General features: G+C 58.3%; 25 protein-coding genes. 18 read left to right on the forward strand and 7 right to left on the reverse strand.

Features of this window, described 5'->3' with window-relative positions:
- The coding region (locus tag B2W52_RS01125; protein WP_286801024.1) for an FAD-linked oxidase C-terminal domain-containing protein at positions 1 to 804 on the forward strand (804 nt) is incomplete at its 5' end.
- Positions 805 to 814: 10 nt separating this feature from the next.
- Here the strand turns inward: B2W52_RS01125 and B2W52_RS01130 are convergent.
- Both B2W52_RS01130 and B2W52_RS01135 read right to left on the reverse strand, forming a co-directional pair.
- Positions 815 to 1,945, reverse strand: coding sequence for a putative sulfate/molybdate transporter (locus B2W52_RS01130; protein WP_053113885.1), 1,131 nt, complete (start codon positions 1,943 to 1,945; stop codon positions 815 to 817).
- Between the two features lie 38 nt (positions 1,946 to 1,983).
- On the reverse strand, positions 1,984 to 2,868 hold the full coding sequence (locus B2W52_RS01135) for a helix-turn-helix transcriptional regulator (RefSeq protein ID WP_053113883.1): 885 nt from the start codon (positions 2,866 to 2,868) through the stop codon (positions 1,984 to 1,986).
- Positions 2,869 to 2,986: 118 nt separating this feature from the next.
- On the opposite strand from B2W52_RS01135, the gene B2W52_RS01140 reads away from it, so the two are divergent.
- From B2W52_RS01140 to B2W52_RS01170, 7 genes are all read left to right on the forward strand, one after another.
- Positions 2,987 to 3,685 carry an ABC transporter permease gene (locus B2W52_RS01140; protein WP_053113881.1) on the forward strand — a complete coding sequence of 233 codons (699 nt, stop codon included), beginning with the start codon at positions 2,987 to 2,989 and terminating at the stop codon, positions 3,683 to 3,685.
- Positions 3,682 to 4,425 (forward strand): ABC transporter ATP-binding protein, encoded by a 744-nt coding sequence (locus B2W52_RS01145; RefSeq protein ID WP_104270521.1) that lies wholly within the window; start codon positions 3,682 to 3,684, stop codon positions 4,423 to 4,425. Before B2W52_RS01140 ends, B2W52_RS01145 begins: the two co-directional genes overlap by 4 nt.
- 68 nt (positions 4,426 to 4,493) lie before the next feature.
- A complete protein-coding gene (locus B2W52_RS01150) occupies positions 4,494 to 5,300 on the forward strand; it encodes an ABC transporter substrate-binding protein (protein ID WP_104270520.1) in 807 nt (268 codons plus the stop codon).
- 186 nt (positions 5,301 to 5,486) lie between these two features.
- Positions 5,487 to 6,356: a formate dehydrogenase accessory sulfurtransferase FdhD gene (gene fdhD / locus B2W52_RS01155; RefSeq protein ID WP_053113876.1), complete on the forward strand. Its 870-nt coding sequence runs from the start codon at positions 5,487 to 5,489 to the stop codon at positions 6,354 to 6,356.
- 12 nt (positions 6,357 to 6,368) lie between these two features.
- Positions 6,369 to 6,956, forward strand: a complete 588-nt coding sequence (mobA, locus tag B2W52_RS01160; protein WP_273073025.1) for a molybdenum cofactor guanylyltransferase MobA — start codon at positions 6,369 to 6,371, stop codon at positions 6,954 to 6,956.
- Positions 6,953 to 7,444 (forward strand): molybdopterin-guanine dinucleotide biosynthesis protein B, encoded by a 492-nt coding sequence (gene mobB, locus B2W52_RS01165; RefSeq protein WP_008177303.1) that lies wholly within the window; start codon positions 6,953 to 6,955, stop codon positions 7,442 to 7,444. Before mobA ends, mobB begins: the two co-directional genes overlap by 4 nt.
- A 26-nt stretch (positions 7,445 to 7,470) precedes the next feature.
- Positions 7,471 to 8,718: a molybdopterin-binding protein gene (locus B2W52_RS01170; RefSeq protein WP_053113871.1), complete on the forward strand. Its 1,248-nt coding sequence runs from the start codon at positions 7,471 to 7,473 to the stop codon at positions 8,716 to 8,718.
- On the opposite strand, the gene B2W52_RS01175 is transcribed toward B2W52_RS01170, so the two are convergent.
- From B2W52_RS01175 to B2W52_RS01190, 4 genes are read right to left on the reverse strand one after another with little or no spacing between them, the layout of a single operon-like run.
- Entirely contained in the window at positions 8,719 to 9,195 is a 477-nt protein-coding gene (locus B2W52_RS01175; RefSeq protein ID WP_273073026.1) for a DUF6505 family protein, read from the reverse strand.
- On the reverse strand, positions 9,192 to 9,896 hold the full coding sequence (locus B2W52_RS01180) for a biotin/lipoate--protein ligase family protein (protein WP_008177292.1): 705 nt from the start codon (positions 9,894 to 9,896) through the stop codon (positions 9,192 to 9,194). The genes B2W52_RS01175 and B2W52_RS01180 overlap by 4 nt, the downstream gene beginning before the upstream one ends.
- Positions 9,893 to 10,741, reverse strand: a complete 849-nt coding sequence (locus B2W52_RS01185) for an Mrp/NBP35 family ATP-binding protein (RefSeq protein WP_075267633.1) — start codon at positions 10,739 to 10,741, stop codon at positions 9,893 to 9,895. The genes B2W52_RS01180 and B2W52_RS01185 overlap by 4 nt, the downstream gene beginning before the upstream one ends.
- A 17-nt stretch (positions 10,742 to 10,758) precedes the next feature.
- Entirely contained in the window at positions 10,759 to 12,738 is a 1,980-nt protein-coding gene (locus B2W52_RS01190; RefSeq protein ID WP_053113870.1) for a 4Fe-4S binding protein, read from the reverse strand.
- Positions 12,739 to 12,881: 143 nt separating this feature from the next.
- Between B2W52_RS01190 and B2W52_RS01195 the strand changes: the two genes are divergently transcribed.
- From B2W52_RS01195 to B2W52_RS01240, 10 genes are all read left to right on the forward strand, one after another.
- Positions 12,882 to 13,460, forward strand: coding sequence for a DUF3305 domain-containing protein (locus B2W52_RS01195; RefSeq protein WP_092031113.1), 579 nt, complete (start codon positions 12,882 to 12,884; stop codon positions 13,458 to 13,460).
- On the forward strand, positions 13,460 to 14,086 hold the full coding sequence (locus B2W52_RS01200; protein WP_014579229.1) for a DUF3306 domain-containing protein: 627 nt from the start codon (positions 13,460 to 13,462) through the stop codon (positions 14,084 to 14,086). Before B2W52_RS01195 ends, B2W52_RS01200 begins: the two co-directional genes overlap by 1 nt.
- Before the next feature lie 109 nt (positions 14,087 to 14,195).
- Positions 14,196 to 14,807 (forward strand): TorD/DmsD family molecular chaperone, encoded by a 612-nt coding sequence (locus tag B2W52_RS01205; RefSeq protein ID WP_008177286.1) that lies wholly within the window; start codon positions 14,196 to 14,198, stop codon positions 14,805 to 14,807.
- Positions 14,808 to 14,848: 41 nt separating this feature from the next.
- Entirely contained in the window at positions 14,849 to 15,040 is a 192-nt protein-coding gene (locus B2W52_RS01210) for a twin-arginine translocation signal domain-containing protein (RefSeq protein ID WP_008177284.1), read from the forward strand.
- Between the two features lie 90 nt (positions 15,041 to 15,130).
- Entirely contained in the window at positions 15,131 to 18,016 is a 2,886-nt protein-coding gene (locus B2W52_RS01215; protein ID WP_092031118.1) for a formate dehydrogenase subunit alpha, read from the forward strand.
- A gap of 15 nt (positions 18,017 to 18,031) precedes the next feature.
- Complete coding sequence (fdh3B, locus tag B2W52_RS01220; protein ID WP_008177277.1) at positions 18,032 to 18,640, forward strand: formate dehydrogenase FDH3 subunit beta; 609 nt, start codon at positions 18,032 to 18,034, stop codon at positions 18,638 to 18,640.
- 87 nt (positions 18,641 to 18,727) lie between these two features.
- The gene (locus B2W52_RS01225; RefSeq protein ID WP_008177275.1) at positions 18,728 to 19,900 is read left to right on the forward strand and encodes a formate dehydrogenase subunit gamma; all 1,173 of its coding nucleotides are present in this window, start codon (positions 18,728 to 18,730) and stop codon (positions 19,898 to 19,900) included.
- Positions 19,897 to 20,022 carry a hypothetical protein gene (locus B2W52_RS01230; RefSeq protein WP_264752631.1) on the forward strand — a complete coding sequence of 42 codons (126 nt, stop codon included), beginning with the start codon at positions 19,897 to 19,899 and terminating at the stop codon, positions 20,020 to 20,022. Before B2W52_RS01225 ends, B2W52_RS01230 begins: the two co-directional genes overlap by 4 nt.
- Positions 20,015 to 20,254 (forward strand): sulfurtransferase TusA family protein, encoded by a 240-nt coding sequence (locus B2W52_RS01235; protein ID WP_273073027.1) that lies wholly within the window; start codon positions 20,015 to 20,017, stop codon positions 20,252 to 20,254. The genes B2W52_RS01230 and B2W52_RS01235 overlap by 8 nt, the downstream gene beginning before the upstream one ends.
- Positions 20,255 to 20,657: 403 nt before the next feature.
- On the forward strand, positions 20,658 to 20,909 hold the full coding sequence (locus B2W52_RS01240) for a hypothetical protein (protein ID WP_008177267.1): 252 nt from the start codon (positions 20,658 to 20,660) through the stop codon (positions 20,907 to 20,909).
- Here the strand turns inward: B2W52_RS01240 and B2W52_RS01245 are convergent.
- On the reverse strand, positions 20,906 to 21,499 hold the full coding sequence (locus tag B2W52_RS01245; RefSeq protein ID WP_100169531.1) for a hypothetical protein: 594 nt from the start codon (positions 21,497 to 21,499) through the stop codon (positions 20,906 to 20,908). The genes B2W52_RS01240 and B2W52_RS01245 overlap by 4 nt on opposite strands.
- Between the last annotated feature and the right edge of the window lie 175 nt (positions 21,500 to 21,674).

Consider the following 21,674-nt stretch of genomic DNA (forward strand, 5'->3'; position numbering starts at 1 on the left):
TTTGATCGCTTCATGAACGGTGTCGATGCTGTCAGACAGATCGCGCAATCGGGTTTATTCCCGTCGAATTGCCGTCTACTGGATGAGGCCGAAGTGGTGATCAACCGGATCGCTGACAAACCCTGCGCCATTCTGGTTCTTGGTTTCGAATCCGCAGATCATCCGCAAGACCAGAAAATCGAGCGGGCCGTCGCCATTGCCGAAGAACATGGCGGTGTTCTGCAAAAAGATGGCATTAGCTATAACCCGGATCATGCAGAAAAAGGGTCCAGCGAAGCCGAGTCCTGGAGAAATGCCTTTATCCGAATGCCCTACTGGCGCAATCGATTAACCGCCATGGGCATGATTGCCGACACCTTCGAAACCGCGATCACCTGGGACAGGTTCCCGAGCCTTTACAAGGCAGTAAGATCAACCATGGAGTCCGCGCTTCGCGAGATCACGCAACGACCATTTTCATTCTCCTGCCGCTTTACCCATGTTTACCCGGACGGGCCTGCGCCCTATTTCACGTTTTATTGCGTGGGCGACACTACCGGCGATCTGGGCAAGGCCTTGGAAAAGTGGAAACAGCTCAAGCGCATCTCCATGGAAGTGCTGGCCGAGCAAGGCGCTACCGTCACACATCACCACGCCGTTGGCCGGGATCATCGCTTTGGCTATGAGCAGCAGACATCACCGCTGTTTCGTCAGACCCTGGCGGCGGGCAAGCACTTCCTGGATCCTCAGGGCATCCTGAATCCGGGCGCTTTGTTTGATCCGCAGGATAAAAACGTTGGCATTCGGGGGGTATTGGGAGACTGAGGCAACTCTCTCAGTCCTGATGCACACCGTTGAATCGTCCCCGCAACCAGGCAGTCCGGAACGTCTCCGCCGCCACCCCGGCCAGGAATCCGAAAAACGGGTCGGCCCAGAAGGTAATCAGTGCGGTGATTCCGATCACCGGCCAGCAGGATGGTTTCGCGGTCCAGAGACGCCTGGTGAGGCCAAGCTCGACAGCTGCGACCATGAGCAGGGCGCCGAGACCGGCCGCGGGTACAGCCGCGATAAACGACAGCCCGCCGGGTACGATTGCCACCAGAAGCAACCCCACGCCCAGCAGGACGGGCGCAACGCCCGTGCGGGCACCGAAGCGATAGTGTGCCGCAACACCCCCAGCGCCATGACACATGGGCAAGGCACCGAACGGAACCAGGCATAGGTTGGCCAGGCCGGTTGTAACGGAAAGACGCGCAGGCGAGACCCGGGACTGGTCGCCGAAATAATCCCCGACCACCAGGGCCGTCAGAACGATCGCGTTGGTGATGGTCAGCGCCAGTTGTGGCAGCACCAGGATGGAAAATCCCTGCTGCCAGTCATCCATTGAGGGCAGCTCCGGCATCGAGAAAATCGCCGGATCGGCCGGTAGCGGTAGCCCGGGGGAGCCCAGCAGCGCCCCGAGAACCATCGCAACGGCAAGACCAAGCAGTGCCGCAGGCCAACTGGGGAAAAGTTTCAGGGTGACGGCCAGCAACCCAAGGACCAGGAGCCCCAACGGCAAAGAGGTAGTCATCAGTTCCAGGCTCATGCTGGCCAACAACAACCCCAGCCCCAACTGCAGGCCGCTCAACACCGACCCCGGTACCAGGCGCGCAGCCCGGTTGATCCACCCGGTTGAACCGAGAATCAGAAGAATAGCACCGATCAGAACACCACTGGCAACGAGGCTTTGGGCGCTGACCTGGGTGGTAAGAAGAAGCGCGGCCACCGCTTTCATGGGTTGCACGGGCACCGGCAGTCGATAATACAGCCCGGTGGCGATATAGAAGAGAGCAAAGCCCAGCAGAACCGGTACCGGCGCCAGCCCGGCTACGCCAATGGCGCCGAGGCTCAGTGGCAGCAGGGTACCAATGTCACCCAAAGCGCCGCTGAACTCTTTGACCGTTCTGTTTCCGATTGACCCCATGCAGGCCCCTGCTTGATCTGCCTGTTTATTATTTTTGCTCAGGCGTTGTACACAACGTTTCCAAGCTCACTGATATTATAACCACCCAATGCCTCCGCTCGCTGAACAAATCGTTCACTGCGGGCAAAAGCCAGCAATCGCTGCATGGCGGGTTCGAAGTAATGACGCCGGCGCATGGCCAAGTCAAAATGCTCCTGCTGCAGCGGGATAAACGCCAGGCCCTGGCGCCTTGCCGCCGCTTCTATACCTATGCCCACGTCCGCCTCCCCCTGGCGAATGGCCAGGGCCAGATCATCCTCGCTGAGTGAAGGATGCTCGGCCCAGGTCAGCTGACTGCCCTCGATACGATGGCGGGCAAGCAGGCTCTGCAACAGATGACTGACACCGGCATTCGGCTGTCGATGGGCCAGGCGAAGACCGGGCCGCGCGATATCCTCCAGTTGTGTCAGTTTGTGGGGATTGCCCGGCGCCAGGAGCAGGCCCTGCTGTCGCTTGGCCCAACGAATCAGCACCAGGTCTCGCATCCCGGTCAAACCCAGGGTTGCCGGATCGTTATAACGCTCGCTCTCGGCGTGCCAGATATGCATACCCGCGAGCATGGCCCGACCATCGACCAGTCGCTGCACCCCATCACCGCTTCCCTGGCACAACATGGCCAGCTCTGCGTTGCTCTCCTTTACCGCCCATTCGAGCAGCGGGTCCTGACTGCCCACCAGCACCGGCGGGGTTGGCGCACTGATCGCGTCGTCCCCTTCCAGGTGGTTCATCAGCCACAAATCAATACGCTGGCGTGGGAACAATAGCTTTCCGGTAATTCGCACACAGGGAATGACACCCTGGCTGACCAGATCGTAGACCTTGCGTTCTTTCAGGCGCAGATACTCGGCGGCCTCGGCCGTAGTGAGATAGGCGGGAAGGGACATCGGTTTCTCCGGCGGATCGGGCAAAAGCACCAGACTGTTTTTGGCTGCATATTTTTCAGCAGGCTGTGCAAAGCGTAGTTAAAAACGCCACGATACTCAACAATAAGGAGACGCTGCTGTGGAAGATAATGCGTTTTACGTAGCGCTGTCGCTACTGGTGAATCTCGACGCCTCGCTGTACCAGATCGTGGTGCTTTCGCTGCAGGTTTCGCTTCTGGCAGTCCTGATAGCGGCAACGCTGGGTTTTCCGCTCGGTGCGGCAGTCGCGTTATGGCAGTTCCCCGGGCGCGGCGGGGTAATTGTGGCGTTGAACGCGCTCATGGGATTACCTCCGGTTGTGGCCGGGCTTGGCGTTTACCTGCTGCTGTCGCGGGCCGGGCCTCTCGGGGAGCTGGGGCTTCTGTTCACGCCCGGCGCCATGGTGATTGCGCAGGTGATTCTGGTATTGCCCATTCTCGCTGCGCTTTCCCGGCAAAAAGTGGAGGAGTTGCTTGGTGAATACCGGGAACAGTTTGTCTCTCTGGGCATGTCCAGGGCGCGCATGATGCCCACCCTGCTGTGGGATGCCCGCTTCGCCCTGCTGACCGTTCTGCTCGCAGGGTTCGGGCGGGCCAGCGCCGAAGTAGGCGCCGTGATGATGGTTGGCGGCAACATTGATGGTGTAACGCGGGTCATGACCACAGCCATCGTGCTGGAAACAAGCAAGGGCGCCCTGCCCCTGGCGTTGGGTCTGGGCATCGTGCTCCTGACCCTGGTTATGGCCATCAACGCAACGGCCTACATTCTGAGTGAAATGGCAAAAAGGCGCATGGGATGACTTCGTTGAACGTGCCTCTCAACAATTCGATCGAGCTCAGCGCACCCCCTTCGCTGCGTTTTGAAAACGTTGAGTTCAACCCTTTCGGGCACCGGCTCTTTGGTCCCTGCTCGTTCACGCTCGATGGCCCCGGCCCCACGCTGGTAATGGGCCCCAATGGCGCCGGCAAGAGCCTCATGCTGCGACTGGCGCACGGCCTGCTCACACCGACGGAGGGAGCCGTGACCTGGTCAGGTACCAGCGCGCCCCGGCAGGCCATGGTTTTTCAGACGCCCGTGCTTCTGCGCCGTTCGGCGCTGGCCAACCTCAGGCACGCACTGGCAGTCAACAACGTGCCACGCAGGCTGCGAACAGAACTGGCACTCGAAGCCCTGGCGCGGTTCGGTCTGTCCTCCTGCGCCGACACGCCCGCCCGGGTGCTGTCCGGTGGTGAAAAACAACGACTGGCACTGGCACGAGCCTGGTCGCTTTCACCGGCAGTGCTGTTTCTGGATGAACCCACCTCCGCACTGGATCCGGCTGCGATCAAGGCCGTGGAAGCCGCCGTGCAGGAATTTCACAAGCAGGGTACCCGCGTTGTAATGACCACGCACGATCTCCACCAGGCACGTCGACTGGCCGGCGACGTCCTGTTCCTTTCTGAAGGCAAAGTACAGGAGCACACATCCGCAGATATCTTTTTCCGAGCCCCTGTCTCGCGCCACGCACAAGCCTACCTCAACGGCGAGCTCGTAGCCTGATCCACCAATAAGAAACCGCATCGGACTACCGATTTCTTGATGAATGAATACCAAAAGGAGATAACAAGATGAAAAAGACACTTAACCTGGTTCTTGCAGCCGTCACTACCATGGGCCTGGCCTTCAGCGCCCATGCCGAAGATTACATAACGCTGGCCTCGACAACCTCAACCGAGAACTCGGGCCTGTTTGATTCGATACTGCCAAAGTTCGAGGACACCACTGGCATCGAAGTGCGCGTTGTCGCCGTTGGTACCGGCCAGGCCTTCGAAATCGCCCGCCGTGGTGATGCCGACAGCCTTCTGGTACACGACACCGCCGGCGAGAAACGTTTTGTGGAGAACGGCTACGCCACAGAGCGGGCCGACGTGATGTACAACGACTTTGTATTAATTGGCCCTGCCGATGATCCGGCCAACATCAGCGAAGCGAAAACCGCCGCTGAAGCGCTGTCTGCCATTGCCGAAACAGAGGCACCGTTTGCCTCTCGTGGTGACGACAGTGGCACCAACCGTGCAGAACTTCGCCTGTGGGAAAGTGCCGGTGTTGAACCGGGCGGCAGCTGGTATCGCGAACTGGGCAGCGGCATGGGCCCGACCCTGAACACTGCCGCCGCCATGGATGCCTATGTGATGTCAGACCGCGCAACCTGGGTCGCGTTTGAAAACCGCCAGAACCTGAAGCTGCTCTTCGAAGGTGACAAAGTGCTGTTCAACCAGTACGGCAGCCTGCTGCTTTCTGAAGAGAAGCACCCGCACCTCAAGCATGAGATGGCCGCAAAATGGCATAACTGGCTGCTGTCCGACGACGGACAGAAGGCAATTGCCGACTTCAAAGTAGACGGGCAGCAACTGTTCTTCCCGAACGCCCAGTAGGACAAATCGGGCAAAGTTCTAAGGCCCCTGGCCTGACCCGGTTTTACCCAAAGCAAAAGCCCCGGCATGGCCGGGGCTTTTTATTGGCTGAAAGCAGCTGTTTTTCCCGAATGCCAAATAAGCTAATCTCTGCCAATCTCCGTACAACTTCCATTCTGCGGCATTCATGAAACGGCTATAACAAAAATGACGATTGATCCCATACTTCCCGATCCCACGGATCCCCGGCTTTCCCGGCCGGTAGAAGGTGTTGACGAAAACGGCGAGGCCAAATCGATCAGCGTGATCGAAGAGCGCCCACTGACCATCTACCTGAACAGCCAGGAGATCGTCACGGCGATGACCATTGGCGATCACCCCGAGTACCTGGCCCTCGGCTTCCTGCTCAACCAGGGCATGCTGAAAGAGACCGATGAGGTCACCGGGATCGATTTTGATGAAGAACTCGAGGTTGCCGTGGTTCGAACCTCCAGCGTTACTGATGTCGAGGACAAGCTGGAAAAGAAAACCCGTACCTCCGGATGCGCGGTGGGCACGGTCTTTGGCGACATGATGGCCGGACTGAAAGGGCTATCTTTGCCAGACACCCCGGTACACACCAGCACCTTTTACGACCTTTCCTACCAGATCAACCACACACCCAGCCTGTACATGGAGACCGGCGCCATCCACGGCACCGCGCTTTGCCAGGGCCAGAAAATCCTGGCCTATATGGAGGATGTCGGGCGCCACAATGCCGTGGACAAGATTGCTGGCTGGATGCACCTGAACAATATTTCTGCGGCCGATAAAGTGCTGTACACCACCGGGCGACTCACCTCGGAAATGGTGATCAAGACATCGCTCATGGGCATTCCCACTCTTATCAGCCGCTCCGGCTTCACCGCCTGGGGCGTCGATATTGCCCGGCAAGTCGGGCTGACCCTGATCGGGCGGATGCGAGGCAAGAAATTCACCTGCCTGAGCGGCCAACACCGCCTGGTGTTCGATCAGGACCTCTCGCAGGTTCCCGATGAAGACAAAAAGCTGCGTCGAAAAGGGGCTCGGCATGATTGACGGAGGCACGGCGTGACCGATTGCGCAGTCATCCTGGCCGGCGGCCAGGCAAACCGGATGGGCGGCGGCGACAAAGGCCGGCTTATGCTTGGCGACCAGTCATTGATCCAGCGGGTTATTGAGCGAATCACGCCGCAGGTTGACGCGGTGGTACTGAATGCCAACGGCGATATACATCGGTTTGACGATCTGGGTTTGCCAGTGGTCGCAGACTCCATCGAGGGCTTTCCCGGCCCGCTGGCCGGTGTACTGGCCGGCATGGACTGGGCGGCCGAGCAGGGCCATGACTGGCTGATCAGCGTTGCCGCGGACACGCCCTCCTTTCCCCGGGACCTGGCCGAAAGACTGGCCGGATATGATACCCCGGTGGTACTGGCAGCCACGCCGGACGCCGAGCGGGGCCGACTGCCACAGCCAACCTTTGGTCGCTGGCAGGTATCCTTGCGCCACAACCTTCGGGCGGCCCTGAACGATGGCGTGCGCAAGATCCGCCAGTGGACACAGGCCCAGGGCGAAACCCTGGTAGTGTTCGACGAGGGCGACTTTTTCAACATCAATACGCCGGACGATCTGGCCTGGGCGGAGCAGCACCTGAAGTGAACGTAATAGGCATCGTAGGTTGGAAAAACTCCGGAAAGACCACACTGGCCGCGGCTCTGATTCGGGAGCTCTCCAGCAGAGGGCTAACGGTCAACTCGATCAAGCATGCCCACCACATGGTGGATGTGGATCAGCCCGGAACAGACAGCTACAAGCACCGGGACGCCGGTGCCCGTGAGGTCATACTGGCCGGTGGTCAGCGCTTCGCGATCATGCACGAACTCCGGGGGGCAACAGAGCCAACGCTGGACGAATTACTGTCCCGGCTGGGCCCCTGCGACTGGGTGGTGGTGGAGGGTTTCAAGACCCACTCCCACGCCAAGATCGAGGTGCACCGGCGGGAGGGTTCGCGGTCACCGCTGTTCACCGAGGATCCGAGCATTGTTGCCGTGGCGTCGGACTACGCTGCCGAGTTCTCGGGACCCGTGTTCGACATCAACGATATCCCCGCCATCGCTGATTTTATTCTCAACCGTCAGCCAGCCTGAACAGCCCAACCAGGAGCCGAAGATCCATGAAACCGCTTCGCAACGACTGCTTTGCCCTACCCCCCGGCGTCAACTGGACCCCGGTTGAAGAGGCCCTTGAGCGTTTGCGTTCACGGTTACATCCTGTGGTGGAGATTGAGCGCGCCGTTCCCCTCTCCCAGGTAAACGGCCGCATCCTGGCAAACGATGTCCATGCGCCCCGGGCTCATCCCCCAAGCAACAATTCCGCCGTCGACGGCTATGCCCTGGCCGGACCGGTGACGGACGTGCCCTGCACCCTACCCCTGGTCGAAGGTCGCAGTGCCGCCGGTGAGCCATACACAGGCCAGGTGCCCGAAGGCCACGCAATCCGGATTCTGACCGGAGCGGTCATTCCAGCCGGCACAGATACCGTGGTTCTGGAAGAAGACTGCGATGTCGCGGATGGCCATCTGCACCTGAACGGCACGCTAAAAGCAGGCGCCAATGCCCGCAAAGCCGGAGAAGACATAAAGGCAAAGGACAAGATCCTCACAACCGGAACCCGCCTGAGCCCGACCCAGATTTCGGTACTAGCCAGCGTGGGCGTGGAATCCGTCGACATCTATCAACGACTGCGAGTTGGTGTGCTGTCCACTGGTGATGAAGTGAAACCGGTCGGGGCAACTGTTACCGACTGGCAGATTTACGACGCCAACCGCCCTATGCTCAGCGCCCTGGTTTCGCAACTGGGCTACGAGCTCGTGGATCTAGGCCATGCGCTGGACCGGGCCGAAGAGGTGAAAGCAGCGCTTGAGCGCGGCGCGGAACACTGCGACCTGATCCTGACCAGCGGTGGCGTGTCTGCCGGCGACGAAGACCACGTGTCAAAAACACTGAAAGCCCATGGCGACATCAGCAACTGGCGCATCGCCATTAAACCCGGCCGGCCTCTGGCGCTCGCCATGTTCCAGGGCACGCCGGTCGTTGGGCTGCCGGGTAATCCGGTGGCCGCCTGGGTCTGTGCCCTGCGGTTTGGTGCTCCGGCCATGGCGTTGTTGGCAGGCGCGGAATGGTTTGAGCCACAGGCCTATGTGATGCCGGCCAATTTTTCCAAGAACAAAAAACCCGGGCGCAGCGAGATGCTGCGGGCACGGGTTCGGGATGGGCAGGTTGAGGTGTTCGGTTCGGAAGGCTCCGGCCGGGTGACCGGCCTGGCCTGGTCCGACGGACTGGTGGAACTGGATGAAAGCGCCCAGCAGATAGAGCCGGGCACCCCCGTGCGGTTTATTCCCTACGGCAGCTTCGGGCTGTAATCAGTCAACGCTGCCGTGCACCGCAAAGGCCTCCAGTGAAGCATCCTGCGGCCCCCGGGAACGGTAGGTTTCCTCGACACCCAGCTCGGTCAGCGTGCGGCTGACCATCAGCAAGGTGTTGTCCTCGAAGTCTTCACACATGTTGCGCATCTGATCGATTTCTGCACAGGCCACCGGATAGGCAGCATCAATCCTCGGCGCGCCATAATGGTCAACAAATGTCTGGGCGAGGGTTCGTCGCACCTGCTCCAGTTCCGGCTCGGTGATATTGCATACACCCACGAAACTGGCGCGGCCGCCAGACTCAATGCTGTACCAGCCATTAGTGAACGCCTGGCGGGCTTTCCCTTTCAGGTCTGCTTCGGTCCAGTTGGAAAACTCGAAGCCACCGGAGATCGCCCATTCGCCGCTGGGCGCAGGCTTTTCAAATACGTTCTCGTCCGATATATCCAATTGCAGGGTTCGGGCCAGCTTCATACGTGCTCCGCGAATTCAATCAAGCTCAATGTCTCGGTCATCACATCCTGACGCAACAGCATCCGGCCTTTCTCATCCAGGCCAACAAAAAGTCCGGGCCGGGGCCGTTCGATTGTCTTGCCCAACGTGTCACAGCGGGGCCGCCATTCGTTGTGCACCCGCTCGAAGCCACTGTCCATAAAGTAGGTCAGCCACAACAGCGTGTGTTTGGACCAGCTTTCCAACAGGGCCATGGGCGTGATTTCAACGCAGCCTTCTTCGTACAGACAGGTTTCGTTCGGATTTTCTCCCGGCTCGTCGGTCATCGGGATAAAGGGCACCTCAACGCCAATGACCAACCAGTTAGGATGCGCTTTCGGATCAGACACGTCCGCAGCAAACCGGACGCTTCCGCAGACAGCTCCGTTGACCTTGATGCGGTCGGGCCATACAAAGTGTACGGGGACTTCGGGCGGGGCCAGAGCACCCAGACTCTCGGCCAGACCTATCTGGGCGACATAGACCGCCTGAATGGCCTCTTCCAGGGGTGTTTCCGGCGCCAGCACCAGGGCCGCACGCAGGCTGTCGCCTTGCTCGGAGTAGAACACCGTGCCGGAGTCAACGCCCGCAATGGCCCGGCTCACGGCCTTGTCAAAAGGGTCGGTGTGCCTGGGTACCACCTCCCCGGTCAGTAACGGTGGGAACTGGGGTGTATCGATCATTGGATGGCCCGGGCGTAGACGTCAGAGGCAACAATTTCATCGGCGATGCGCTGGAACGCTTGCGCCTGGGGACTATCCGGCTTGGATACCACAATCGGCACTCCGCCATCCGATCCCACCCGGATATCGAGATCCAGCGGAATCTCTCCCAGGAACGGCGAACCGAGTTTCTCGGCTTCCGCCCGCGCGCCACCGTGTCCGAACGGATGGTGCTCTTTGCCGCAGCCATCGCAGATAAACGAGGCCATGTTTTCAATCAACCCGAACAGCGGCACATCCATCCGCTTGAACATATCAATACCCTTGCGGGCATCCATCAGGGCGATGTCCTGGGGCGTCGAGACGATAACCGCTCCTGCAACAAAGAACTTCTGGCTCAGGGTCATCTGGACATCGCCCGTGCCCGGCGGCAGATCCACCAGCAGCACATCCAGCCGTCCCCATTCCACCTGGTTCATCATCTGTTGCAAGGCGCCCATCAGCATCGGCCCGCGCCAGACGATGGCTTCGTCTTCCGGGGCCATCAGGCCCAGGGACATCAGCGTTACGCCGTGGTTTCTCAGCGGCAGGATGGTGCTTCCATCCGGGCTGGACGGCCGACCGGAAACCCCCAGCATGCGGGGCTGGCTCGGGCCGTAGACGTCGGCGTCCAGCAGGCCGACCTTGAGACCTTTCGAGGCCAGGGCAACCGCCAGGTTGGACGACACGGTGGATTTGCCAACGCCACCCTTGCCCGAGGCGATGGCGATGATCCGATCAACGCCCCTGGGGTTTTTGTCCTGAGGCTGGGGAGCGTCGGTTCCGATCAGGTTCGGTTTTTTTCCTACTTCGGTGTACTCAACCATGATGTGTCCTGTTGTTTTTAGCTGTCCAGATAATCATCACTGGTGCGGACCCTGGGGCGTTCACCGGCCGCCATGGGTGCGTTGTCACCATGGAACTGGGATTTGACCCGACAGTCGTCGCACATCTTGATCAGCTGCACGTTATCAGAGTTCTTGTACATCCAGTGCTGGTTTTCCAGTTTCTCGACGATCCGGTTAATGGTGCTGGCAACGCCGAACGGGGTTCCGCACTTGATGCATTCGAATGGCTCCTCACCGTGCAATGCCCGGGCACTCAGCGCCGCCTTGGACACATCCAGCTGGGGCTTCAGGGTGATGGCGGTCTCAGGGCAGGTACTCTCGCAGATACCACACTGGACACAGGCGTTTTCCGTGAACTGGACCTCGGGGCGATCCGGGTGGTCACCAAGGGCGCCCGTCGGGCAGAGTGATACACAGGCAAGGCAGAGCGTGCATTTATCGGAATCAATTTCGATCGCACCGTATGGCGCGCCTACAGGGAGCGGAATCGGCTCTTCGATCTTGTCCGACATCGCAGCCACTGTCACCCGTGTGATATCCCGGCGACCGCCAACCAGCAGAACCGGATCGCTCACTCGCCCGGCATTGTCACCCGCATCGCAGAGTTCGATGGCGGAAATGACCCGCACCCGGCTCGGCGAGTTGTGGGTGCCTTTGAGCATGGCCTGGGCCAGTTCCACTTCCGCAGTCACCGCCCGGCGATCCAGCTCATTGTCCGCAAGGATCAGAACCTCGGCGTAGCCGGCGCCGAACGCCGCCATGATTTCAGCGTGCCCAATCCGGTCGACATGCTCGAGCCCCATCGGGATCAGATCATCCGCGAGGCCATTATCGTAGCGGGCCAGGTTGGCAATGGCCTCTGTGCCAGCCTCCAGGGTATGGAACACCAGGCGTGGCGATTCGTGAGTATGCTCGCGATAGACCTTGGCCATCACTTCAACAGCCTTGGTGATCGCCTCGAATGGCGTCTCATTCATGGTCACCGCAGAGGTGGGACAAACGGCGGCGCAGGAGCCACAGCCGGCGCAAATGTCCGAATCGATCTGAATATGGTCGCCAAAGGAGAAAATGGCTTCCGTCGGGCATACATCCAGGCAACGGGTACAACCGGGCTTGTTGGCCCGGGAGTGCGCGCAGAGCGACTCTTCGAGCCTGAAGTACACGGTTTTTTCGAACTCACCCACCATTTCCCTGGCCGTCAGGGCAATGCGCTCCAGCTCGCCGGTCTTCTTCGGGTCGGCCCAGAAGTAACCGTTGCGCTTCTCGTGGCTGGGAAATGCCGGGGCACCGCCACGCAGATCGATGAACACGTCGCATTCGCTGCGGGCGGTGGGCTTGGCTGCCTCATAATCCAGCTCACCGCGACCGGCCGGATGCAGGGGTTGCAGGTGCGCAAATTCCAGCTTGAAATTGCCCAGTGCGCCGTAGGCGCCCGTCAACTGCCCTTTGGCCACGTCGTAGGCAGCAGATGGCAGCTGGATCGGGCCGGCATCATTAACAATGCAGGTCACGCCCAGTTCGTCCTGCACCAGTCCGGCCATCCTTATGGCCTGTTCGGTGGGACCCACAATGCAGCACACGCCGCTGGACTGGATGGTTTTTGCCGGCGCCATTGGTGCCGGCAGCTGGGCAGCGGCAACCAGGGCGGCCTGCTTGGCGTGCAACCGTTCGGGCTTCGCGTCGGGGGCACTCCAGCCGGCGCGATCCCGGATATCAATGGATTGGAGCGGCGCTGAGTGCTGGGTCTCGGCGTAAACGTCCTCCGCAAGGCGCTCGAAAAAAGCCGCCTGCTGGCCACAGGCAATAAGCACGTCACTGCTGGCGCCCAGGTGCTCGGCGGCAATACTCATTTCGTTGCCGCACAGTTGATCCACTGCGATGACCTGATCCGCGGCCGCGGCTTTGCGCAGGGCCTCTGAATCGAAGGTCTGTGATTTGTCGCAGCTACATAGTAATAGGGTCTTGGATGCCGTCATCAGGAGTTTGACTCTTTCGTTGTTTTTATACGTGTACGCTTCCGTATCGCTTTTCGAGCATGCCACAGGCATTATCTTTTGGACAATTGGATAATCGTTTGTGCCCTGCTATTTTTACGCTATTACAAAAAATGAGAAGCACCATGAGTAGTCGTACAGATCAATGGCAACGCGAATTGAAGGTCGGCGCCGTCGTTCGCCGGTCTCCGGGGGTCACTCGTTGGGCAAAGGTTATCTGGAAGCCTGTTGCCGTCATACCGGGGGCGCCTGAGGCGTTCTGGAAAGAAATGGTTCGCGAGGGCGACGTGGTCGATTACCACGCGGGCACGGTTACGATGGAGCTGTTCCGGGCCGATGTTGAAGGCTATCTGGTCTCCCTGAACATGGCTGCCCCTTCGGTCTGGATCATCCTGGACAAAGATGTAACGAGCCAGTCGCCGTCCGGGTGGGTTGTCAGCACCGTCACAGCCAGCGCCCATGAGGCTCTGGATGCCCTCGACAGTGGCGAAAGCATTGTCGAGGCGGTTCCTATTCCTGAATCCCTTGCAGCCTGGATAAAAGAGTTTATCGATATGCACTATATCGAGGAGCCGTTCAAAAAACGTCGTCGCGACGAAGTCCGCGTGGATGGCGTTGAGGACGCCAAGGGCGACCCGCGCATACGTCAGGAAAGTGACGTTTTTCGTGCTCCCTCGAACATCAAAAAGCCGAGAATTCAGTGATGGCCGAATCACGTCTTCAGCGCTGGGCTCGCAAGAAGGCCGAAGCCGCCAAGCGCCCGGAACCATCCCCTCCTCCGGTTATCGAGGCTGAGCCAGCCCCGGAGGAGCAGGAACTGGCAATCAATGAAGCATTGCCGGAACACGAGCTGCTAGAGAAGTATGGCCTGCCTGACCCGGAAAACATTGAGCTGGGTACGGACATCACCGGTTTCATGCGCAAGGAAATTCCGGAGTTCCTCCGCCGCAAGGCCCTGAGGGGACTCTGGAAATCCAACCCGGTACTGGCCGTTCTGGACGGCCTCAATGATTACGATGAGGACTACACACTGGCCTCGACGGCCGGACAGACAGTGAAAACTTTATACAAGGTTGGAGAGGGGCTCGTCGACAAAGCCAAAAAAGCCGCGGACGTCGTGGACGATCAGTCGGAAAAGCAGGCAGTCTCGTCGTTGGCAGGGCCTGATTCCACAACCGCCGAGGAACCGGATTCTGAGGACAGTCCCGAACTGGAAGATATGGCAACGCCGACGGAACTTCCCGAGCAGCAGCTTGCCCAAGAAGAGGCGACCTACTCGGAAGAGGAGCCGGAACCACGATTCCGTCCTCGTATGCGTTTTGACTATTAGCAGAATACGTTTCAGCTATTAGCAAGTTAAAGGTCGGTCAGGCCAATATTCTGGATTGTGTACTAGAATAGCGTGACAGGCCGCACATAATAATTAGAAGGAACAGGAATTGAGTAACACTGCGGAAATCCAGTGCCCGCGTTCGATCTCTGAAGAAGATCGTGCCAGGGCCCAGATCTATCAGCTGCTTGGCGTCCTGCTTGTAGACCCGCCCTCCAGTGAATTGCTGAAAGGGCTGGCTTCATTACAAGGCGACGAGACGCCACTCGGTTCGGCCTGCAAAAACCTGGCAGCCCTCGCCGAACGCACCAACCCGTATGACGCCGAGCGAGAGTTCAACAATCTGTTTGTCGGACTCGGTCGCGGAGAACTGCTCCCCTATGCCAGCTACTACCTCACCGGCTTCCTGAATGAGAAGCCCCTGGCGGAGCTGCGTACGGATCTCATGACCCGCGGTATCAAATCCCGCAGCGACGTAAAGGAGCCGGAAGATCACATCGGCACCCTCTGCGAAATCATGGCGGGCATCATCACCGGGGAATTTCCATGCGACAGCGGACTGCCGTCGCAAAAAGCATTTTTTGATGCCCACCTGGCAAAGTGGGCAGCCTTGTTTTTTACCGACTTGGAAGAAGCGCAAAGCGCCATTTTTTACGCACCAGTGGGTTCGCTCGGTCGAGCCTTCATGGCGGTAGAAGCCGACGCCTTTGCAATTCAGTAACCGGGATCTCAAGGTCCCATAAACCCAGGGGGAGGTGTCCAATGGACAACCCGAAGCGTGAAAACAGCCGTCGCCGTTTCCTGCAAATGGCCGCTGCTGCAGCACCGGCTGCGGTGGCAATGACGGTTGCACCGAACGCCGCAGCGGAGGTCGTCAGACAAGACGCGCCGAAAAGCCGCGGTTTACGTGATACCGAACACACACGTAAGTATTTCGAATCGGCTCGCTTTTAACGGGGATTTGAGTTGATCGAGGTTGCGAAAGGCCCTTGAGAGATTCAGCTTTCCGAAAAAACGAGAATAATAAAGAGAGAGGTAAACGACATGTTAAGGAAGAAGACCAACGGGGTAGCGAAAAGCTCCCGTGCAGGCTCTTTGCTTTCTTCTCTCGCTGCCAAGACTCTGGACCGTCGTCAGTTCCTGACAACGTCTGGCGTGGCAGTGGGTGGTCTGGCCGCACTGTCGCTGTCATCGGGACGGGTTGAAGCTGCGGCCCCAACGACCGGGGGTGGCGAAGTCGTCGTCAAAAAATCCGTTTGTACGCACTGTTCGGTAGGCTGCACGGTCGAGGCTGAAGTGCAGAATGGAACATGGATCGGGCAGGAACCAGGCTGGGACAGCCCCTTCAATCTGGGTGCTCACTGCGCCAAAGGCGCTTCCGTACGGGAGCATGCCCACGGCGAGCGTCGTCTCAAGTCGCCCATGAAAATGGTCAACGGCCAGTGGCAGAAGATTTCCTGGGATACCGCCATCAACGAAATCGGCGACAAGATGCTCGAAATTCGTGAGCAAAGCGGTCCCGATTCGGTCTACTGGCTGGGCAGCGCAAAGTTCAACAACGAGCAGGCCTACCTGTTCCGTAAGTTTGCGGCCTACTGGGGCACCAACAACGTGGACCACCAGGCTCGTATCTGCCACTCCACCACCGTCGCCGGCGTAGCCAATACCTGGGGCTACGGCGCAATGACCAATTCCTACAACGACATCCACAACTCCAAAGCCATCTTCATCATCGGGGGTAACCCTGCCGAAGCGCACCCGGTCTCGCTGTTACATGTGCTTAAGGCGAAGGAAGAGAATAACGCACCTCTCATCGTCTGCGATCCGCGTTTCACACGCACTGCCGCGCACGCCGATGAGTTCGTCCGTTTTCGTCCGGGCTCCGACGTTGCGCTGGTCTGGGGCATACTTTGGCACATTTTCGAAAACGGTTGGGAAGACAAAGAGTTCATCCGCACCCGGGTGTGGGGCATGGATGAGATTCGTGAGGAAGTAAAACGCTGGAATCCGGAAGAAGTCGAGCGTGTAACCGGCGCTCCGGGCGCTCAACTCGAGCGTGTGGCCCGCACTCTGGTCAACAACCGCCCGGGTACCGTTATTTGGTGCATGGGTGGTACCCAGCACACCAATGGTAACAACAACACCCGGGCCTACTGCATTCTCCAACTGGCACTGGGCAACATGGGCGTTGCTGGCGGTGGCACCAACATCTTCCGGGGGCACGACAACGTTCAGGGTGCTACCGACTTGGGCGTGCTCGCCGACACTCTGCCCGGCTATTATGGTCTGTCCGCTGGCGCCTGGGCCCACTGGTCAAGAGTCTGGGAAGAGGATCTGGACTACCTGAAAGGCCGCTTTGCCGTGTGGGACAAGAACGGCAAATCCAAAGCCATGATGAACGAGAAAGGCATTCCGGTATCCCGATGGATTGACGGTGTCCTGGAAGCCAAAGAGAACCTGGAGCAGCCAGACAACACCCGGGCCATGGTGCTGTGGGGCCACGCGCCCAACTCCCAGACCCGTATGACGGAAATGAAGGAAGCGATGGAAAAGCTCGACCTGTTGGTTGTAGTGGATCCCTTCCCGACCGTTTCTGCCGTACTCCACGATCGCAAAGAGGGTGCCTACCTGCTGCCCACGACCACCCAGTTCGAAACCTACGGCTCGGTAACCGCGTCGAACCGTTCTCTGCAGTGGCGAGAAAAAGTAGTAGAGCCGCTGTTCGACTCCAAGGTCGATCATGAAATCATGAAGCTGTTTGCGGACAAGTTCGGCTTCACCGATCGCATGTTCCGCAACATTGCCATTGATGGAGACGAACCGTCGATTGAGGACATCACCCGCGAGTTCAACCGTGGCATGTGGACCATCGGCTACACCGGCCAGTCCCCTGAGCGCCTCAAGAAGCACATGAAATATCAGCACCACTTCGACAAGACTACGCTGCGTGCAGTCGGTGGACCTTGTGATGGTGATTTCTACGGCTTACCGTGGCCTTCATGGGGCACACCGGAGATGAACCATCCGGGCACTGCCAACCTGTACGACATGTCGTTGCCGGTTTCCGAAGGCGGCCTGACGTTCCGGGCCCGCTTCGGAGTCGAGCGTGATGGCGAAAGCCTGTTGGCAGATGGCGTCTACTCGAAGAACTCCGAGATCAAGGACGGCTACCCGGAATTCACCATGCAGATGCTAATGGATCTGGGCTGGGATGGCGATCTGACGGCTGAGGAGCGGGCCAGTATTGAAGCCGTGGCCGGCCCGGAAACCAACTGGAAGACAGACCTGTCTGGCGGCATTCAACGTGTGGCAATCAAGCACGAGTGCGCACCTTTCGGTAATGCCAAGGCCCGCACCGTGGTCTGGAACTTCCCGGATCCGATACCGCTGCATCGCGAACCGCTATATACCAACCGTCGTGATTTGGTTAAGGATTACCCGACATACGAAGACAAGACTTTCTGGCGGGTGCCTACCCTGTACGAGTCCATTCAGAAGAACGACTTCAGCAAGGAGTTCCCGATCATCCTTACCTCCGGCCGTCTGGTCGAATATGAGGGTGGTGGTGATGAGACTCGCTCAAACCCCTGGCTGGCTGAATTGCAACAGGAAATGTTCATCGAGGTTAACCCACGCGATGCCAACAACCTGAACATCCGTGACGGCAATGATGTCTGGGTTTCCGGCCCCGAAGGCGCGCGGATCAAGGTCAAGGCCATGGTGACCGAACGTGTCGGAGAGGGGGTGGCCTTCATGCCATTCCACTTTGGCGGGCACTATCAAGGCAAGGACCTGAGGGACAAGTATCCCAAGGGCGCAGACCCCATCGTTCTGGGCGAATCCACCAACACGGTTCAAACATACGGGTACGACTCGGTCACGCAGATGCAAGAGACCAAAGCCACCCTGTGTTCGATTATGCCGGCATAACAAGAGGTGTAAATCATGGCACTTGAGGGAAAAGCACGCGCAAAATTCCTGGTCGATGCCGAACGCTGCATCGAATGTAATGCTTGCGTAACGGCCTGTAAGAATGAGAATGAAGTCCCCTGGGGTATCAACCGCCGGCGCGTGGTGACCATCGGAGATGGTAAGCCTGGCGAACGCTCGATCTCGGTAGCTTGCATGCACTGTTCAGACGCGCCTTGTATGGCCGTTTGCCCTGTGGATGTCTTCTACCAGACCGAAGACGGTATCGTGTTGCACTCCAAGGATCTGTGTATTGGTTGTGGGTATTGTTTTTATGCCTGCCCCTTCGGTGCGCCTCAGTTCCCCCAGGCGGGCAACTTTGGCAGCCGGGGCAAGATGGACAAATGCACGTTCTGTGCAGGCGGCCCTGAAGAAGACAATTCAACAGCTGAGTTCACCAAGTACGGCCGCAACCGCATTGCCGAGGGCAAGCTGCCAATCTGTGCCGAAATGTGCTCGACCAAAGCGCTGCTGGCCGGTGATGGCAGCGAGGTGGCAGACATCTATCGCCAGCGTGTGGTGAGCCGTGGTTTCGGTTCCGGCGCCTGGGGATGGGGCACGGCCTATGGGAAGAAGGTCCCTTAAGCCCGCCATGAGTTTCGGGGCCCCCCGGGCCCCGCAAAACTCATGGCGGCAACGAACTCTTCTTCTTGATTCTTTTGGGGTGCTCGCATGAAGCGTAAGTTGTTAGGTGCTGTCGTCCTTGCACTGGCGACACTGGTGTTTAATCCTGTCTGGGCGCAAGAGGCCCCCGCGGTTGATCGCACGTCTACCGGGGGTGCTCAAACCCTGGAAGACATCCTGGCTCGTCAAAAACAGTTGGAAATTGACGAGTCTTTTCGCTCGGAAAACCTGGGTAATCCTGCCAATGCGGCACCGATCAGTGGTCGACTCGGCACCCTGGGAGGGCGCTCGGATTCCGACATCTATCGTGCCATTCGATACAACAAGATTGACCCCAGTACCCAGGCCCGGGGGCCTGCCGCTGACGTCCTGATCCAGGACGGAGGCATACCCTGGTACAAGTTACGAGAGGGGCCGGTCATCACTTACGGTGGCAGTGCAATCCTGGCTATCATTGCGCTACTGGCAGTGTTCTATTTTGTGCGCGGAAGAATCAAAATCACAGGCGGCCCTGCGGGCACCACGGTTGAACGATTCAAAGCCATCGAACGATTTGGTCACTGGCTGTTGGCGGGCTCGTTTGTCGCATTAGCTATAACGGGGTTAATCACCTTGATGGGTCGCAGTTTCCTCATTCCGGTTATGGGGCCCGAGGCCTTTGCCACTCTGGCTGCCGGCTCCAAATGGCTTCACAACAACATTGCGTGGGCCTTTATGTTGGGGCTGGTGATGACCTTCTTCATGTGGGTGGCGCACAACATCCCCAACAAGCTCGATTGGCAGTGGCTCAAAGTGGGCGGCGGCATCTTCACCAACGCCCATCCGTCAGCGAGGAAGTTCAACGCCGGTCAGAAAATTGTTTTCTGGACCGTGATGTTGCTGGGTTTTTCAGTCTCGTTGTCGGGCCTGTCATTGTTGTTTCCGTTTGAAATTCCAATGTTTGCCAAGACGTTTGGCGTCGTGAACACTGTTTTGGGAACGGATTTGCCGACAGTGCTGACGCCGCACGAAGAGATGCAGTATGCCAACATCTGGCACTCTATCGTGGCGTTCGTGATGATGCTGGCCATCATTGCCCACATCTACATCGGCTCGGTCGGCATGGAAGGTGCCTTCGACGCTATGGGTAACGGCCAGGTTGATCTCGAATGGGCTCGTCAACACCACGATCTGTGGGTCGCTGAGGTTGAAGCCAAACAAGGCAAAGGAGGTTCGTCGTGAAGGTAATGATTTCGGCTTTTATCGCGGCCCTGCTCATTGCCACGGCTGCACCAATGGTGCTGAACCAATTTGGCTGGTCGTCGGCGGAACAAACCAGCGCAGAGAGCGTTCGCCTTGACTGATCAGTCCGAGGTATACCAGATCGACGCCGTCGGTCTGGTATGCCCTCTCCCCGTCTTACGTTTCAAAAAGCGGACCAAAGACCTTCCCAGTGGAACGCAGGTCGACTTCCTGGCGGATGACCCCACCGGCCGAAAGGACCTTCAGGCCCTCTGTGATATCACCGGCCACCGGATTGAATGGACCAGAGAAGAAGAAGCTGGCGTCACTCGTTACCGCATTTCCCTGGCATAAAACGGCATCGAAATCGTCAATCTTTTCCTACACTTCACCACGCCCTCTTGGAAAATCAGGCGCCAACCCCCTATCTTAAATTAGGACTCCTAATAATTGGAATTCCGATGAGTTCAGACCCACTGTGGGAAATGATGATGCCTGAAAATGTCGAGGGACTGGCCCGGTCGATTCCTGGTGCTGCGGAAACCATGACCTTCTGGAGGCACGAGTGGCGGATCAAGTCAGCATCCGGTGTTGTGAAATGACTGAGTGGTACCGGCACTCCCAAACAGCGTGAAAACGGAGACATATGCTGGAATAGCGTGATCATTGATGTAACACGGGAACGTCAGATCCATAGCAAGCAAACCACCGTAAGCCTACCCTCATTTCTATTTAATACAGACTAAAAGGCCAAACAATGAGCGACAACAGTCGACCGGTAATTCTGACTGCCCGGCAAATAAGATTCCTGCAGGACCTGATCCTCGAAAAGCAGTACCAGCTTGCCGCTCAGCAGTCAGAGAATCAGCAGAGCACTGATTACAGTCAACTCAGCGAGCAGATGAGCCACACAACAGATCTGCTGATGCAGCTGACCGACGCATTGCCGGAAGATTGCGCAATTCCCCTCCAGGAAACTCCGGAAATCCCGGCGAGCACCTGCCCCTAGTGACCACCTCGTGGATGCTTGCGGGCTTCCAGGTTACCCAGCGACATTTTCACGTCTCGATCCGAAAGTTCTGGAAGATCGTCAAAATTCGAAACTCGCGGAAATTTCGAATCGATCACAGTCGCCAGCGTATCGTCGATGCACAGGGTGTCTGCCACGGCCTGATGACAACCGGGCATCAGGATTGCCCTGATCTCGCCGATTTCTCTTGTTCCCGTCTCAACGTCTCCGGAGCGACTGGCGCTGATCACGGTGAGCTTTTCGGCCCAATCCACAGCGCGGCCATCAACAGGTTTCGCCTCAATCCGCTCACAGGCTGTCAGGGTTGCTTCAAGCAACGTTCGGAAGTTAGCTGATTCAGCCAGCCGCTCGGCCTTTTCGCGAGCACTGCGATCTTCGTCAGGCACCAATAGTATGTAGGGCGTATTATCAACAAAGACACCCCAGTAGTCGGCCGCAATGGCTTCGGGTTTCGGGTAATAAACCCCAGCGGTCAGGGTCGAATGCTTTTTCCTTCTAGCCAGGAAGGCGCCTTTTTTTTCACAATCCAATTCTTTGCCTCGGTCTTTTCCGGTTTTCACTTCTTGCACGGGTCGTCCAGCAATGGCCATTGAACGATAGGCTCGAGCCCCATCGGTGGATCATTTCGTGGACGCAGAAATATGGTGATTGCAAGAAGGTTTTACAAATCCGCAGCCAGGCCTGTGCCTGCCGAGCGACATTTCCGCTCTTTTGGCAGCACATATGCGTCGTAATCTCTGGAAT

The organism is Marinobacter sp. UBA2498, assembly GCF_002341575.1.
Taxonomy (GTDB): Bacteria; Pseudomonadota; Gammaproteobacteria; order Pseudomonadales; family Oleiphilaceae; genus Marinobacter; species Marinobacter manganoxydans.

Coding starts and splice junctions, on each gene's coding strand:
- B2W52_RS01180 (WP_008177292.1), bottom strand. CDS start 9,896: ATGATCGATACACCCCAGTTCCCACCGTTACTGACCGGGGAGGTGGTA.
- B2W52_RS01195 (WP_092031113.1), top strand. CDS start 12,882: ATGAGTAGTCGTACAGATCAATGGCAACGCGAATTGAAGGTCGGCGCC.
- B2W52_RS01175 (WP_273073026.1), bottom strand. CDS start 9,195: ATGAAGCTGGCCCGAACCCTGCAATTGGATATATCGGACGAGAACGTA.
- B2W52_RS01170 (WP_053113871.1), top strand. CDS start 7,471: ATGAAACCGCTTCGCAACGACTGCTTTGCCCTACCCCCCGGCGTCAAC.
- fdh3B (WP_008177277.1), top strand. CDS start 18,032: ATGGCACTTGAGGGAAAAGCACGCGCAAAATTCCTGGTCGATGCCGAA.
- B2W52_RS01185 (WP_075267633.1), bottom strand. CDS start 10,741: ATGGTTGAGTACACCGAAGTAGGAAAAAAACCGAACCTGATCGGAACC.
- B2W52_RS01215 (WP_092031118.1), top strand. CDS start 15,131: ATGTTAAGGAAGAAGACCAACGGGGTAGCGAAAAGCTCCCGTGCAGGC.
- fdhD (WP_053113876.1), top strand. CDS start 5,487: ATGACGATTGATCCCATACTTCCCGATCCCACGGATCCCCGGCTTTCC.
- B2W52_RS01200 (WP_014579229.1), top strand. CDS start 13,460: ATGGCCGAATCACGTCTTCAGCGCTGGGCTCGCAAGAAGGCCGAAGCC.
- B2W52_RS01210 (WP_008177284.1), top strand. CDS start 14,849: ATGGACAACCCGAAGCGTGAAAACAGCCGTCGCCGTTTCCTGCAAATG.
- B2W52_RS01190 (WP_053113870.1), bottom strand. CDS start 12,738: ATGACGGCATCCAAGACCCTATTACTATGTAGCTGCGACAAATCACAG.
- B2W52_RS01145 (WP_104270521.1), top strand. CDS start 3,682: ATGACTTCGTTGAACGTGCCTCTCAACAATTCGATCGAGCTCAGCGCA.
- B2W52_RS01130 (WP_053113885.1), bottom strand. CDS start 1,945: ATGGGGTCAATCGGAAACAGAACGGTCAAAGAGTTCAGCGGCGCTTTG.
- B2W52_RS01225 (WP_008177275.1), top strand. CDS start 18,728: ATGAAGCGTAAGTTGTTAGGTGCTGTCGTCCTTGCACTGGCGACACTG.
- B2W52_RS01150 (WP_104270520.1), top strand. CDS start 4,494: ATGAAAAAGACACTTAACCTGGTTCTTGCAGCCGTCACTACCATGGGC.
- B2W52_RS01240 (WP_008177267.1), top strand. CDS start 20,658: ATGAGCGACAACAGTCGACCGGTAATTCTGACTGCCCGGCAAATAAGA.
- B2W52_RS01135 (WP_053113883.1), bottom strand. CDS start 2,868: ATGTCCCTTCCCGCCTATCTCACTACGGCCGAGGCCGCCGAGTATCTG.